The 11,538-nt window shown below is 70.8% G+C and carries 16 protein-coding genes; 1 reads left to right on the forward strand and 15 read right to left on the reverse strand.

The annotated features are described in order from the left end of the window. Positions 1-66 precede the first annotated feature (66 nt). From CVO77_RS07390 to CVO77_RS07415, 6 genes are read right to left on the reverse strand one after another with little or no spacing between them, the layout of a single operon-like run. The gene (locus CVO77_RS07390) at positions 67-903 is read right to left on the reverse strand and encodes a DUF2163 domain-containing protein (RefSeq protein WP_242446134.1); all 837 of its coding nucleotides are present in this window, start codon (positions 901-903) and stop codon (positions 67-69) included. Beyond that, entirely contained in the window at positions 897-3,218 is a 2,322-nt protein-coding gene (locus tag CVO77_RS07395; RefSeq protein WP_105998565.1) for a DUF2460 domain-containing protein, read from the reverse strand. Before CVO77_RS07395 ends, CVO77_RS07390 begins: the two co-directional genes overlap by 7 nt. After that, positions 3,218-3,793 (reverse strand): tail tape measure protein, encoded by a 576-nt coding sequence (locus CVO77_RS07400; protein ID WP_105998566.1) that lies wholly within the window; start codon positions 3,791-3,793, stop codon positions 3,218-3,220. The genes CVO77_RS07395 and CVO77_RS07400 overlap by 1 nt, the downstream gene beginning before the upstream one ends. Further along, positions 3,786-3,986: a phage tail assembly chaperone gene (locus CVO77_RS07405; RefSeq protein ID WP_420822534.1), complete on the reverse strand. Its 201-nt coding sequence runs from the start codon at positions 3,984-3,986 to the stop codon at positions 3,786-3,788. The genes CVO77_RS07400 and CVO77_RS07405 overlap by 8 nt, the downstream gene beginning before the upstream one ends. Continuing rightward, a complete protein-coding gene (locus CVO77_RS07410) occupies positions 3,983-4,291 on the reverse strand; it encodes a gene transfer agent family protein (RefSeq protein ID WP_105998567.1) in 309 nt (102 codons plus the stop codon). Before CVO77_RS07410 ends, CVO77_RS07405 begins: the two co-directional genes overlap by 4 nt. Positions 4,292-4,305: 14 nt before the next feature. After that, positions 4,306-4,713, reverse strand: coding sequence for a phage major tail protein, TP901-1 family (locus CVO77_RS07415; RefSeq protein ID WP_105998568.1), 408 nt, complete (start codon positions 4,711-4,713; stop codon positions 4,306-4,308). Between the two features lie 46 nt (positions 4,714-4,759). Here CVO77_RS07415 and CVO77_RS07420 point away from each other — a divergent pair, with 46 nt between their 5' ends. Then, positions 4,760-5,098, forward strand: coding sequence for a hypothetical protein (locus tag CVO77_RS07420; RefSeq protein WP_105998569.1), 339 nt, complete (start codon positions 4,760-4,762; stop codon positions 5,096-5,098). A 263-nt stretch (positions 5,099-5,361) separates the two neighbouring features. Here CVO77_RS07420 and gp17 read toward each other — a convergent pair whose 3' ends face one another. The 9 genes from gp17 to CVO77_RS07460 form a co-directional block, all read right to left on the reverse strand. After that, positions 5,362-5,757, reverse strand: coding sequence for a tail completion protein gp17 (gp17, locus tag CVO77_RS07425; RefSeq protein WP_105998570.1), 396 nt, complete (start codon positions 5,755-5,757; stop codon positions 5,362-5,364). Next, complete coding sequence (locus CVO77_RS07430) at positions 5,754-6,299, reverse strand: head-tail connector protein (protein WP_158258019.1); 546 nt, start codon at positions 6,297-6,299, stop codon at positions 5,754-5,756. Before CVO77_RS07430 ends, gp17 begins: the two co-directional genes overlap by 4 nt. Then, the gene (locus tag CVO77_RS07435; RefSeq protein ID WP_192878886.1) at positions 6,299-6,580 is read right to left on the reverse strand and encodes a phage fiber-tail adaptor protein; all 282 of its coding nucleotides are present in this window, start codon (positions 6,578-6,580) and stop codon (positions 6,299-6,301) included. The genes CVO77_RS07430 and CVO77_RS07435 overlap by 1 nt, the downstream gene beginning before the upstream one ends. A 17-nt stretch (positions 6,581-6,597) precedes the next feature. Continuing rightward, positions 6,598-6,753 carry a hypothetical protein gene (locus CVO77_RS21250; protein WP_158258020.1) on the reverse strand — a complete coding sequence of 52 codons (156 nt, stop codon included), beginning with the start codon at positions 6,751-6,753 and terminating at the stop codon, positions 6,598-6,600. Then, positions 6,750-8,117 (reverse strand): tail fiber domain-containing protein, encoded by a 1,368-nt coding sequence (locus CVO77_RS07440; protein WP_105998572.1) that lies wholly within the window; start codon positions 8,115-8,117, stop codon positions 6,750-6,752. The genes CVO77_RS21250 and CVO77_RS07440 overlap by 4 nt, the downstream gene beginning before the upstream one ends. A gap of 207 nt (positions 8,118-8,324) precedes the next feature. Next, on the reverse strand, positions 8,325-9,464 hold the full coding sequence (locus tag CVO77_RS07445; protein WP_105998573.1) for a phage major capsid protein: 1,140 nt from the start codon (positions 9,462-9,464) through the stop codon (positions 8,325-8,327). A 5-nt stretch (positions 9,465-9,469) separates the two neighbouring features. Beyond that, a complete protein-coding gene (locus CVO77_RS07450) occupies positions 9,470-9,916 on the reverse strand; it encodes an HK97 family phage prohead protease (RefSeq protein WP_105998574.1) in 447 nt (148 codons plus the stop codon). Next, a complete protein-coding gene (locus CVO77_RS07455; RefSeq protein WP_105998575.1) occupies positions 9,913-10,239 on the reverse strand; it encodes a DUF6127 family protein in 327 nt (108 codons plus the stop codon). Before CVO77_RS07455 ends, CVO77_RS07450 begins: the two co-directional genes overlap by 4 nt. 171 nt (positions 10,240-10,410) lie before the next feature. Further along, positions 10,411-11,517, reverse strand: a complete 1,107-nt coding sequence (locus CVO77_RS07460) for a phage portal protein (RefSeq protein ID WP_105998576.1) — start codon at positions 11,515-11,517, stop codon at positions 10,411-10,413. Positions 11,518-11,538: the final 21 nt, after the last annotated feature.

Here is an 11,538-nt window from a genome sequence, read left to right on the forward strand (position 1 = left end):
CGGGAGGGGCAGCGAGAGTTGCGAGCTTGCTCGCTACGCGCAGCGGGGTGGGCAACCCGCCTCACCTCACCCACCCGGATAGCGCGTCAGCAGGTCGTTGCCCGGCAGATGCGCCTCGCCGCGAAAATTGACCGCATTGGCAAAGCGCGTCCGGCACGTCGCAAGCTGCTTGTCGCACCCCTCGACCAGCCGCACGCGCAGCGGCAGCACGGGCAGCACCGGCGGAATTTCGGCCAGCGTCAGCACCGCCCCCGCCGCATCGATCACCGGGCTCGACAGGCCGCACACCGCGCCCTCCATCCAGGTCAGTTCGCCGAACGCCATCGCGCCCGGCGGCGCCGCGACGTCGAGCGTCACCGCCCTTCCCTCGACCGCGACCACGCGCCGGATATGCGTGCGCGGCGCCAGATCGACGCGGCACGCAGGGTCGCCGAGCATCGCGCGGCAAGAGGGCGAGGTTGCGGGGCACGCCGGCCCGTCGAGCGCGCGCGTCACCCCTTGCAACTCGGCGGTGAACGCCGCGCCGCGCCGCTCGACCGCGCCGAGCGCCCCGCGCGCCACCGTGACCGGCGCCGCTTCGGGCGCGTTCCAGTCGGTCACGAACAGCTCGACCGCCGCCCCGTCCCAGCGTCCCGCGTCGAGGTCGTCCGCCGCGATCGCATCGCTCGCGATCGCGCCCTCCAGGTCCATCGTCGCGGCGTCGATCTCGTCGCGGGTTTCGATCGCCGACGGCTTCATCCCCGGCGCGGCGCGATAGGGCACGCCGCCGACGATCAGGTCGCGGTCGTGCGAGGTCAGCCCGATCACCACCCCGTCGCGCCGTGCCAGCCGCCAGCACCAGGCGAGCGTCACCAGTTCGCCGCGCAGCCAATCGGGCGCCGCTGTCGTCGTCTCCATCACCATGGCGCGCGCACCTCGACCAGCGGCACATGCGCCATCTCGCCCGCCAGAAAGGTCGCGCGGCTGACCTCGAGCCGATCCTCGGCAAAGCGCACCGGCACGTCGAACACAAAGCCCGCGCGCACCGCCACTCCCGTCGCGGGCGCCGCGTCGAGCAGCACCTCGCCGTCGCTCGTCACCACGAACGCCGCCGTCTCGACCCCGTCGACCGACACGCGCACGCTGCCTTCGACCGGCAGGCGGACCCGGCGCTCCTGCACCGCGTCGCCCGCGCCATAATGCTTGACCAGCGCGAACTGCCGCCGGCTTCCGTCGCCGACCCCCAGCAACTGATCCGCCGCGCCCGGCAAGCCCCCATCCGCCGCCGACCCCTGATCGAACGGATCGCGAAAGCGGAAAGCCCGCGCCGCGCCCCTTCGCGCGCGAAAGAAGCCGGCAAGCGTCCGCACATCGGCCTCGGACCGGACTCCCGGCCCCGCGTCATAGCGCATCCGCGCCTCGGCCCATTCGCTCGCGCGCTGCTCATGCCCCGAGGGCGAGCTGATGATCTGGGTCGAAAATTCGGTCAGGGCCATCGCTTCGCGCCCGATCGCCAGCGGAAAGTCGACCGCATCGAAAGCCTGCACTTCATCCTCCCCGTCAAAACTCACATAGCCATCGCGTGCCACCTGCGGCAGCGCCCAGACAAAGGTTCGCGCTACCCCCGCGCGCCGCGCGGCCTCGGCCGCATCGGCGATCGCCGCCCATTGCGCCCGATCCTCGCCCCGCAGCACGAAGCCCGCAAAATAATGCTGTTCGCCGACCGGATAACCGAGCCGCACCGTCATCGCGCCTCGGGCCCCCGCCGTCGCGGCGCCGCGCCCGCCGGTCACCCAGTCATAATCCTCGAGCTGCAACACACCGAAGGCCGGCGCCGCCCACCCCATCGGCACATTGGCGCGCCGAAGCTCGGGCGCATCGGGATCGAGCACCGTCGGCAGATAGACGAGCAGATGGCTCACCAGCCCCGCCACCCCTGCCTCGTCGCGCGCCGCCGCGACCAGCGCCGCGGTCGATGTCGCGAGCAGCGCGCCGAGCGCATCGAGCATCGCGCGCTGCGCCGCCGTCAGGCTCCCCCGCACATCGGCGATCGCGACGCTCGCCCCGCCCAGCGCGGCGGTCGTTGCCGCATCATAAGCGCACAGCCGCCCGCCGCCGCCGACCCACCACCAGGGCTCGCCGACCTGGAATCGCACCGCCAGTCCCGCGTCGACCGCAAAGCCGATGAAACCCCGCGCGACGAGCTGCAGATACCCCATCGCCTCGGCGTTCGCGGGCGAGAGCAAGGTCGACGGCGGCTCCCACCCGGTCAGCGCGGGCGCACCCTCGGCATCGCGCTGTTTCCAGTCCTCGGGGCAATAGGCGTCGAACAGTTCATAGGAGAGCGACCAGATCAGCCCCAGCCCCGCGCCCGCGCATTCGGTCGCCAGCGCCCGGTGCCACGCCGCCGCGGGCGCGTTGACCGCCCCGCCCGCGACGCTCGCCCGAAACGCCTCCCCGTCGACCGCGAGCCGCATATAATGGCTCATCCCGACATAATGGACGACATCGCCGCGATAGCCGAGCTGGACGATCTGGCGCACCAGCCGCGCCGGGGTCAGATGATAGGCGTCGTCATAGCCGTTCGCGATTCCCTGGCGCTGCTCGGGCAGCACCGCATCGCCGATCGCCAGCACCGATCCCGACCCCGAACAGGCGATATCGCGCATCTCGGCCCAGCCCTCGGCGGGCGCCGCGAGCGCGCCGTCGCCGCCGTCATACCCCGGCGGCACCAGCGAGACGAACATCCGGTCGATATCGCCCGCCCACACCGGGTCGGCCTCGCCCGGCACCAGGAAGCCGCCGACGAGCGCATCGAAATCGAGCGTGACGACCGCGTCGGTCGGCGTCCCCGCCGCATAATTCCACAGCCGGACATACCAGGCGCGCGGGTTTCCCGCCGCATCGCGCCCCTCGATCGTCAGCGTCGGCCCGTGCAGCGCGTCGAGCGGCTTCACCCCGCCCGACCGCCAGCGAAAGCGAAGCTGGCTATGCCGGAAATCGCGCTTCGTCTCATAGGCGAGCAGCGGATGGTCCCAGCGATCCTCGGCCTCCCAGATCAGCCCGGCCAGATCCTGCTTTTGATAAAAGACCGCCTCGACGCGCAGCGCATCGGGCGCGGTCGTCGTGACCGCCGCCATCATCGGCCGCGCGAAATCGACCGTCCAGAACCGCGGATCGAACCGCTTGACCCAGCCCTTGCGGTGATGCGGCTCGGCCGCGACCAGCGCCCAGCCCATCAATCCTCTCCCGCCGCGACCGCGCGCCGCACCGCGCGCGCCAGTTGCCGCCCGGTCTGCGCCAGCCGCTGCGGCTCGCTCGCCCCGTCGCCGCGGACATTGACCGTGATCGCGATATTGCGCACCGCGCCGCCCGCCGCCTCGACCCGCCCGCTCGCGGTCGGCACGAACCATTCGGGGCCGCGCTCGCCGACGCGATAGGCGCGCCCGGCGCTCACCGGCCCGCCCGTCGCGCGCCCCGGCGCGCCGAACAGCGCCCCGGCGATCGACGCGCCCAGCGACAGCAATCCGCCGCCGCCGCCCGCCGCGCCGCCACCGATCGCCGTGCCGATGCCGTTCTGGATCGCGGCGCGCGCAATATCGGCCATCACCGTCAGCGCCAGCCGCTTCAAATCCTCAAAGCCCAGCTTGCCGGTCATGATCGCGCGGGTCAGCGACCGCTCGATCGCCCGCCCCGCCGCGTCGGCGCCGCTGGCGAGCGGCCCTTCCAGTTCGGCGCGCATCATCGCCACGTCGCGCCGGAACGCGCCGGTATCGGCGCGCACCGCGACGACCATCTCGTCGATCTCATCCATCGGGACATTGCTCCATCATCGCCGCAAGATCGGCCTGGCCCATCCCGCCCGCCTCCTCGTCGCGCCACCCCGCCAGCACCGCCGCCGCATCGGCCGGCGTCGCCGCCCAGAAATCATCGGGCCGCCAGCCCGCGAGCCGCGCCATCAGGCCCAGCAAAACAAGCGCGACATCGGCAAAAGGCCCCACGTTCACCGCCCCTGCAATATCTGCCCCAGCAGCACGCGCAGCGCCGGGGTCACCGCGGCCAGCCCCCCCGCCACCACCGCGTCGCCGACCGCCTCGCGCGTCAGCGCCGCCGGCCGATCCTTCACACAATGCCAGAACAATGCCGCCATCTCGCTCAGCGCGAGCCGCCCGTCGGCCGCGCGCTCGACGAGCGCGAACAGCGGCCCCAACTCGCTCTCCGCCGCGACCAGCGCGGCAAAGCTCGGGCGCAGGACCAGCGCATCGCCACCGACGCGCAATTCCGCCTCGCCGCGCAGGGGATTGGCCCCCATTTTCTCAGGCTCGCTCACAGGCTCACCACCGGCCCGCTCGATTCGAGGCTCAGCGTGTAATTGCGCTCGCCATTATAATCGCCGGCATAGTCGAGCCGCGTGACCAGGAACCGCCCGCGCAGCCGCTCGCCGCTCTCAAAGCTCAGCTCATACTCGTCGATCGCGCCCGACAGGGCATGACCGCGCAATCGCACCTCGGCGTCCGACCCGGTAAAGATCCCGGCGGCGCTGACCGACACCGACCGCACCCCGGCGCCCGACAGCAGTTCGCGCCAGCCGCCCGAATCCTTGGTCGTGACATTGACCGCCTCGCCATTCACCGACATCTGCGTCGTGCGCAGCCCGGCCACCGTCGCAAAGACCGGCGGGGCCGCGCCATCCCCGATTTTCAACAGAAAAGCGCTCCCATTTTCGATTGCCATAGTCTAAACCTCCTTTGAAAAATCGCTGCAAACGGGGAGTCGCAGGATGCTCATCACCAGCTTGCTCTTGGCCACCATGGCGCCGGTGGGGACCGGCACCGTCGACACGACGCGCGCCGCCTTCACCAAATGCCTGCGCGGCCATCTGAAAAAGTCGCTCGAGGCCAAGGTGGGCGAGGCCGAATATGAAATGTCGCTCAAGGCCGCCTGCGACAGCGAGCGTGAGGCGTTCCGCGTCGCGGTCACCACGGCCAACGCCACAAGCGGCTATTCCGCGGCCGACGCCGCCGACAATGCCGAAATGCAGATCGAGGATTATCACGCGAGCTTCACCGACAAGTTCGCCGATTATTCCTCCAGCAACACGATGCCCGCCGACGACTGATCGCCAAGCCGGTTTGAATCCCTCATAAAAGGGAACTGAGCGTCCGCTGTGGGGTGGGAAGCGGCCTTTTAATGTCGTCATGCTGAACTTGTTTCAGCATCCATGGCCTGCGCTCGCGTCCCGCGCCGCGCTGAATGAGACGTCCGGCCATGGACCCTGAAACAAGTTCAGGGTGACCATGAAAGAGATGTCGGCTTCCGGTCGCTTCCGGCCGCATCCCCGCTCCCTCATCCCGTTCGTGTCGAGCGAAGTCGAGACACCCCTCAGGACAGCGCCAAACACCGGCACCGCACCACCAGTTCGCGGCGCCAGCCGCCCTCGCGGGCCGGGCCGAACCGCGTCCGCACGATCCGCGCGCCAACCACGGTCCAATCCTCGGCCGGGCCGCGCAGCGCCGCCGCGACCGCCTCGACCCGCGCCGCGGCGCGGTCGTCCAGGCTGTCGCCGACGCCGTGCAGCGTCACCGTCAGCCGGATTTCGCGCCCCGCCCGATCCTTGGTCCCCCAATCGCTCCCCTCGGCCGCACCGACCGATACGCAGGGCGCGCTCGCGCGCGGCGGCATCCCGTCGAAAACCCCATAGACCGCGCCCGCCAGTTCGCCATCCCCGGCGAGCAGCGCGATCGCTTTCGCGCGCAGCGCCTGCTCGGCCGTCCTCATGGCCTTCCCCCCAGCGTCAGCCGCCGCCACGGCTGCCACAGGGCGGCGATCGCCGCCGGCGGCGCGCCGCCGCCGCCGTCGCGCGCTTCGTGCAGATGCTGCGTCATGCGGACGATGCCTTGCCGGATCGCCTCGGGAATGCCGTTCGCTTCGGCCGCCATCCCGGCGCGAAAGGCGATGCGCGCGCGATCCGCGGCGCCACGGTCGAAAATCAGGATCGATGCGTCGCCATCGCGCCCGATCCGCACGCGATAGGCCGCTTCGTCCAGCAATGTCTCGCCGCCGCCGGGCAGCAGCAGCGCGACCGTATCGACCGCGACGACGGGACGCACCCCCGGCCGGACCGCGCCGCCGTCCAGCGGCACCAGCTCCTCGGCGGCGCGAACGATCAGCCAGCGGCCGATGAAGGCTTCGCAGATATTGGTCGCGGCGCGGATCAGCCCGGCGACGACGGCATCGTCGATCGTCGCGCCCATCCGCAGCCAGCCCCGCGCCTCGTTCAGGCTGACCGGGCTCGCCCCCGGCACCGGATTTTCGGCCATCATCTTTCCTCCACCCGCACGATCGCCGACCGCTCGTCGATCTGTCCGTCACTCAGCGTCACGCGGTTGGTCACGCGATAGACGCGCCCGGCTATTCCGCCCGCCAGCGTGACGGTGGCGCGCGTCAGGTCGTGCGCCGCCGCCGCGACCGTCACCCCGCCCGCCTCGTCGGGTTCGGCGCTCCAGTCGCTTGCCAGCACCGCCTGCCCGTCGGGATAGGCCGCCGCCCAGTCGAATTCGAAATCGATCCGCGTCCCCGGATCCTTTGCTACCATCGTCATCGCTCTTCCCTCATGGCTTATGGCTTGCGCACGATCACGCGGCGGACCGCCTCGCGGACGATCGGCAGCGGCACCTGCGTCGCCGCCGGTTCGGGACCGCTCCATTCGCTCGCCAGGTCGCGCCGGGTGGCGGCGCCCAGCGCGCGCGACGACAGCGCCGACCCGTCGGTCATGCCGCCAACTCCAGCGCCGCGAGCCGCGCGTCCTGCGCCGCGATCAGAAACAGCGCGAGCTGGTCGGGACGGATGCCGAAGCGACTGCCCGCCGCGACGATCACCGCCCCCTCGCCGTCGCGCTCTTCGCCCCATTCGTCATAACAGAGGAAGGCGTAGCGGCTGTCGGGCGCCGCCTCCTCGACGACCGGGTCGATCAGCCCTTCGTCGGCCATGATCGCCCACACCGCCTGCGCGCGCACGCCAAAGTGCAGCCGCGCGCCGTCGGCCCCCTTTTCGGCGATGGCATCGTCCCACTGGTAAAAGCCGAGCTCGCCGACGATCCGCCGCGCCGCCATCAGTTCGGCGGAAGTCGCCGCGCCGCGCCAGCTCTTGTCGCGCGCATCCGACGTGTTGATCGCGCCGGTGCCGGCGTAGACGACCGACCAGCGCGTGCTGCCTTCGCCGAGCGACATGCCATTGTCGGCACCCGGTCGGATCGAGGCGAAACGGATGCGCAGCCGCTCGGTCGGTGTGACGGCGCCGGTGGCGATGGCGAAATCGCCGCCGCCGCTGGAAACGACATACATGTCGCACCATCGCTGCCCGTTCAGGTGAAATTGTAGCGCCCGGCCGCTATTGTCCGATTCATTCGCCGCCTCGACGATCAGCGGCGGCGTGCCGGGCGGCGCCGCGACATGCAGTCGCGCCACCGGGCTTTTGCCGACCCCGACATGGCCCGCCGCGTCGATGCGCAGCCGCTCGGCTCCGCCGGTCGCCAGCGCCAGGCAGTTGGCCGCGACACGGAACAGCCCGGTGTCGCCATCGGCGGCAAAGCCGATCGCGGGCGCCGCGGCGGTGCCGCTGCTCGCCGCGATCGGGCCGCCGATCTGATAGCGTCCACCGCCATCGCGCCAGGCGAACGCCGCGAGCGGCAGATTCACCCAGCCCGCGCCGCGCCGCACCGTCAGCCGGTCGTCCTCCGCCGCGCTTTCGGCGTCGGCATGCGTCGTCGACAGCGGCTGCTTGGCCGCCGGCGTTCCGGCGACCGTCGCCGCCGCCGCATCGCTCGCCGCGAACCAGTCGGCGCCCACGGTCAGCGCGATCGTCTTCAGCCCGGCCGCGAAGTCGGTCCGCGCACCCCCGGCGGACGACGCCGCGACGGTGTCGCGGGCCAGCCGGCCGCTTTCGTCGATATGGCCAAGGCCGGTTTCCCACTGGCCCGGCTGTCCGATCCCGCACACGGCATAATGAAACGAGCGGCCCGCCGGTACGATGTCGGCAAAGCGGCGATGGCCGGGCACCGCGCCGGTCGGCGTCAGCGGCCCGGTCCCGCCGTCCTGGGCAAGCTCGCGCACCAGGTCGGCGAAAAAGGGGTTCGGCATGGCAGGGCCATCCTTTCCAACAAATCCCTCTCCCCCTCAAAGGGGAAGGGTTGCGAAGACTTGCGAACATGTTCGCTAGTCGAAGCTGGGTGGGGGTGGAGGTCGCGCAGCGACCGCGCGCCAAAGGCGCGCATCGCGGCAAACCTGTCGGGGTGGCGCCCGGCTCCGAAAGGGAAGGAACCGGACGCCCCTCGCGCGCCGTGCTGTTTAGCTGGCGGCGAATTTCATCAGCTTGATGGCCTGCGAATCGATGATCGCACCGCCCACCCTTTTGGTTGCATAGAAATGCACGAAAGGCTTGTTGCTGAACGGATCGCGCAGGATGCGCGTCTCGCCGCGGTCGGCGACCAGATAACCGGCGCGGAAATTGCCGAAGGCGATCGACAGGCTGTTCGCGCCGACATCGGGCATGTCCTCGGCCTCGACCACCGGATAGCCGAGCAGGCTCGCCGCCTGTCCCTCGACCATGCCGGGCTGCCAGATAAAGGCGCCGTCGGTCGTTTTGAACTTGCGGATACGCGCCAGCGTGTCGCTGTTCATCACCCAGCACGCCCCCTGGCGATAGGGCGCCTTCAGCGCATGCACCAGCTCGACGAGCTTGTCCTGCGGGCTCGCCGCCGGAAAGGCGCCCGCGGTCCCCGTCGCCAGATATTGCAGCGAGCCGAACGCGCGCACGCCATCGGCCTCGTTCGTCGCCGTATAGCTCAGAAAGCCCTTCGGCCGATTCGTCCCGTTGCCGTTGACGAACGCACTGCCCTCGGCGACCGCGAATTCGCGCCCCAGCTCCTCGGCCAGCCAGTTCTCGACGTCGAACATCGCGTCGTCGAGCATCGCCTGGCTCGCCGCCGGATTGGCGTAAAGCTCGCCCGACGGCGGCGCGATCTCGGCAAAGCCGCGCGTCGCGGTCGCCGGGCGCGCGTCGGTCTCGCCGACCCAGCCCGCGCCCATCGCCCCGGTCGCGATCAGCTTGCGGTATCCGCTCGTCCCCGTCTGCACGACGGTCGCGATCGACCGGATCGGCGACAGGCCCTTCAGCGTCGCCGCGATCGCCCCGTCGATCTCGCGCGGCACGGCATAGCCACCCTCGCCGCCCGACGCCCCCGACAGGCTCTTCATCTCGACGCCCGCATCGATCCCGCGCCGCAGATAACGCTCGACGAACGCATCGCGCGCCGGGTCGGCCGCCTTCGCCCCGTCGAGCGGCAACCGCGACGCCGCCACCGCCTGCGCGTCGACCTGGGCCTTGAGCGCCGCGACCGAGGCCTTCAACTCGTCGACCGCTTCGGCCGCCAGCACCGCATCGAACGCGCCATCGAGCGCGTCGGCTTTCACTTCCATATCGTCCATGCTTGTCACTCCTTCACCAAATCGACCGCAATCACCCGCGCCAGCGCCTGCATCGGCGCCGCCACCAAACTCACTTCCGCCAGGTCGAGCCTCAGCAACTCGCGCGGTTCATGCCCACGCGCAGCCCGCACCCGATAGCCAAAGCTCAATCCCGTCAGCGCGCCCTGCTCGACGAGCCGTGCCGCGGTCGGATGCGTCACCCGCGCCACCACGCGCAGCCCGCGCGCATCCTCCGCCAATGTCTCGATCACGCCGACGACCGCCCCCGGCCGATGCTGCCAGAGCAAGGGCACGCCGCGCCCCTCCTTCAGGCTCGCCGCGAACGCCCCCGCCCGCACCACGTCGCCGCCCCGGTCCACCCGGTCGAACACCGACGCATAGCCCGCGAACCTGATCCCCCCTCCCGCGTGCGGGAGGGGTCGGGGGAGGGGATGTTCCGCCGCGCCCCTCATTTGAGCAACCCCGGCAGCCCCAGCTTCATCGCCAGCCCGACGACCAGCAGCGCCAGCATCCCGCGCACCGCCCAGTCGATCACCGCCGCCCACACGCTCTTCTTGGCATCGCGCCACGCGCCGAGCAGTTGCCGCAGATCGCTAACATCGTCGCGCGCCGCCGCGTCGGCGAGCCCCAGCCGCGCGAGCGCCCGCCGCGCCCCCAGTTCGCTCGCCTCCTCGACCAGCGCACGCAGCAGCGCGGCGTCCGGCGCACCGGACGCTCCGGCCGCACTCGTCCCCGCCAGCGCGATCAAACGCGCCAGCGCTTCGTCCTCATCCATGTCGCAATCTCCCTATGCGTTGGGAACAATGCGCGCAGAGCCGCAGAGGACGCAGAGAGAAAACGGCGGCGAAGCCGCCCATTCCTTCCGTCTACCTGCGTCATCCAGGGTCGGCGGCCTATTGCCGCTATCTCTGCGCTCTCTGCGTCTCTGCGCGAATCCTCTTCTCCGCTACCCCACTCCCAACAGCGCCTTCTTCTCATCGGCCGTCAGCCAGTCGGCCCCCGACACTTCGCGCCACAGCGCCATCCGGTCCTCGACCAGCGCCGGCACCCGATCCAGGTCGACGCGCAGCGTGGCCCCCGCGAACCACCCCGCCAGCCCCTGCGAAATCGCCCCCAATATCTTCGCGCACAAAGGCAGCACCGTCAGCCGCCACAGCGCGCGATTGGCCTCGCGATAATTGGCATAGGTCGCATCCCCCGGCAGCCCGAGCAGCATCGGCGGCACCCCGAACGCCATCGCAATCTCGCGCGCGCTCGAATCCTTCAGCGCCAGAAAATCCATCTCGGCGGGCGACAGCGAGAGCGCCTGCCATTTCAGCCCGCCCTCCAGCAGCAACGGCCGCCCCGCATTCGCCCCGCCCGCAAAACTCTCCGCCAGTTCCTCGCGCAGCCGGTCGACCTGCTCGGCCGACAGCGGCATCCCCTTGTCGCCCGGATCGTGGACCAGCGCCCCCGACGGCCGCGCGGCATTGCCCAGCAACGCCGCATTCCATTTTGCCGCCGCATTATGCGCCGCGATCGCGCCCGAAGCCGCGCCCAGGCACCCCGCGCCATAATGATCGTCCAATGGATGCAGCGCCTTCACATGCACCACCGCGACGCGCCCCGCGCCATCCTCGGCGGCCAGCACCGCCGCGCCGCCGCCCACCTTGTAGCGATAGGCGACCGGCCACCCCCGGCTGTCGGCCTCGACCGTCACCCGCTCGGGCCGCAGCGCGAACAATTCCGCCGGCGCGCCGCCCGCGTCGGTCAGGATCTGCACATAGCCATTGCCGTGGAGCAGCAATTGCGACGCCAGCGTCTCGACCAGCCCCTGCCCGCCCGACGTCGCCGCGACGAGCGACGCCAGCGCCGGATCGCTCGCCACCACCGGCGCCGACCCCGCCGCCTCGGCGACCAGCCGCACCGCGCGCTGGACGATCGCATTGCCCAGATAGCCCGCGCGCACCTGCGCTTCCCACGACAGCGGCGCGGGCGCCGACCACGTCCCATACACACGCGACAAAGCCGGTCGCGCAGCACCCTGCGCAGCCTTGCGGCCAAACCAGTTCATGATGTTCTCCTGCAATCGCGA

The organism is Sphingopyxis lindanitolerans (genome assembly GCF_002993885.1).
Taxonomy (GTDB): domain Bacteria; phylum Pseudomonadota; class Alphaproteobacteria; order Sphingomonadales; family Sphingomonadaceae; genus Sphingopyxis; species Sphingopyxis lindanitolerans.

Excerpts from the sequence above, each read along its gene's own strand:
- CVO77_RS07390 (WP_242446134.1), bottom strand. The coding sequence starts at position 903 with ATGGTGATGGAGACGACGACAGCGGCGCCCGATTGGCTGCGCGGCGAA.
- CVO77_RS07395 (WP_105998565.1), bottom strand. The coding sequence starts at position 3,218 with ATGGGCTGGGCGCTGGTCGCGGCCGAGCCGCATCACCGCAAGGGCTGG.
- CVO77_RS07400 (WP_105998566.1), bottom strand. The coding sequence starts at position 3,793 with ATGGATGAGATCGACGAGATGGTCGTCGCGGTGCGCGCCGATACCGGC.
- CVO77_RS07410 (WP_105998567.1), bottom strand. The coding sequence starts at position 4,291 with ATGGGGGCCAATCCCCTGCGCGGCGAGGCGGAATTGCGCGTCGGTGGC.
- CVO77_RS07415 (WP_105998568.1), bottom strand. The coding sequence starts at position 4,713 with ATGGCAATCGAAAATGGGAGCGCTTTTCTGTTGAAAATCGGGGATGGC.
- CVO77_RS07420 (WP_105998569.1), top strand. The coding sequence starts at position 4,760 with ATGCTCATCACCAGCTTGCTCTTGGCCACCATGGCGCCGGTGGGGACC.
- gp17 (WP_105998570.1), bottom strand. The coding sequence starts at position 5,757 with ATGAGGACGGCCGAGCAGGCGCTGCGCGCGAAAGCGATCGCGCTGCTC.
- CVO77_RS07430 (WP_158258019.1), bottom strand. The coding sequence starts at position 6,299 with ATGGCCGAAAATCCGGTGCCGGGGGCGAGCCCGGTCAGCCTGAACGAG.
- CVO77_RS07435 (WP_192878886.1), bottom strand. The coding sequence starts at position 6,580 with ATGACGATGGTAGCAAAGGATCCGGGGACGCGGATCGATTTCGAATTC.
- CVO77_RS21250 (WP_158258020.1), bottom strand. The coding sequence starts at position 6,753 with ATGACCGACGGGTCGGCGCTGTCGTCGCGCGCGCTGGGCGCCGCCACC.
- CVO77_RS07440 (WP_105998572.1), bottom strand. The coding sequence starts at position 8,117 with ATGCCGAACCCCTTTTTCGCCGACCTGGTGCGCGAGCTTGCCCAGGAC.
- CVO77_RS07445 (WP_105998573.1), bottom strand. The coding sequence starts at position 9,464 with ATGGACGATATGGAAGTGAAAGCCGACGCGCTCGATGGCGCGTTCGAT.
- CVO77_RS07450 (WP_105998574.1), bottom strand. The coding sequence starts at position 9,916 with ATGAGGGGCGCGGCGGAACATCCCCTCCCCCGACCCCTCCCGCACGCG.
- CVO77_RS07455 (WP_105998575.1), bottom strand. The coding sequence starts at position 10,239 with ATGGATGAGGACGAAGCGCTGGCGCGTTTGATCGCGCTGGCGGGGACG.
- CVO77_RS07460 (WP_105998576.1), bottom strand. The coding sequence starts at position 11,517 with ATGAACTGGTTTGGCCGCAAGGCTGCGCAGGGTGCTGCGCGACCGGCT.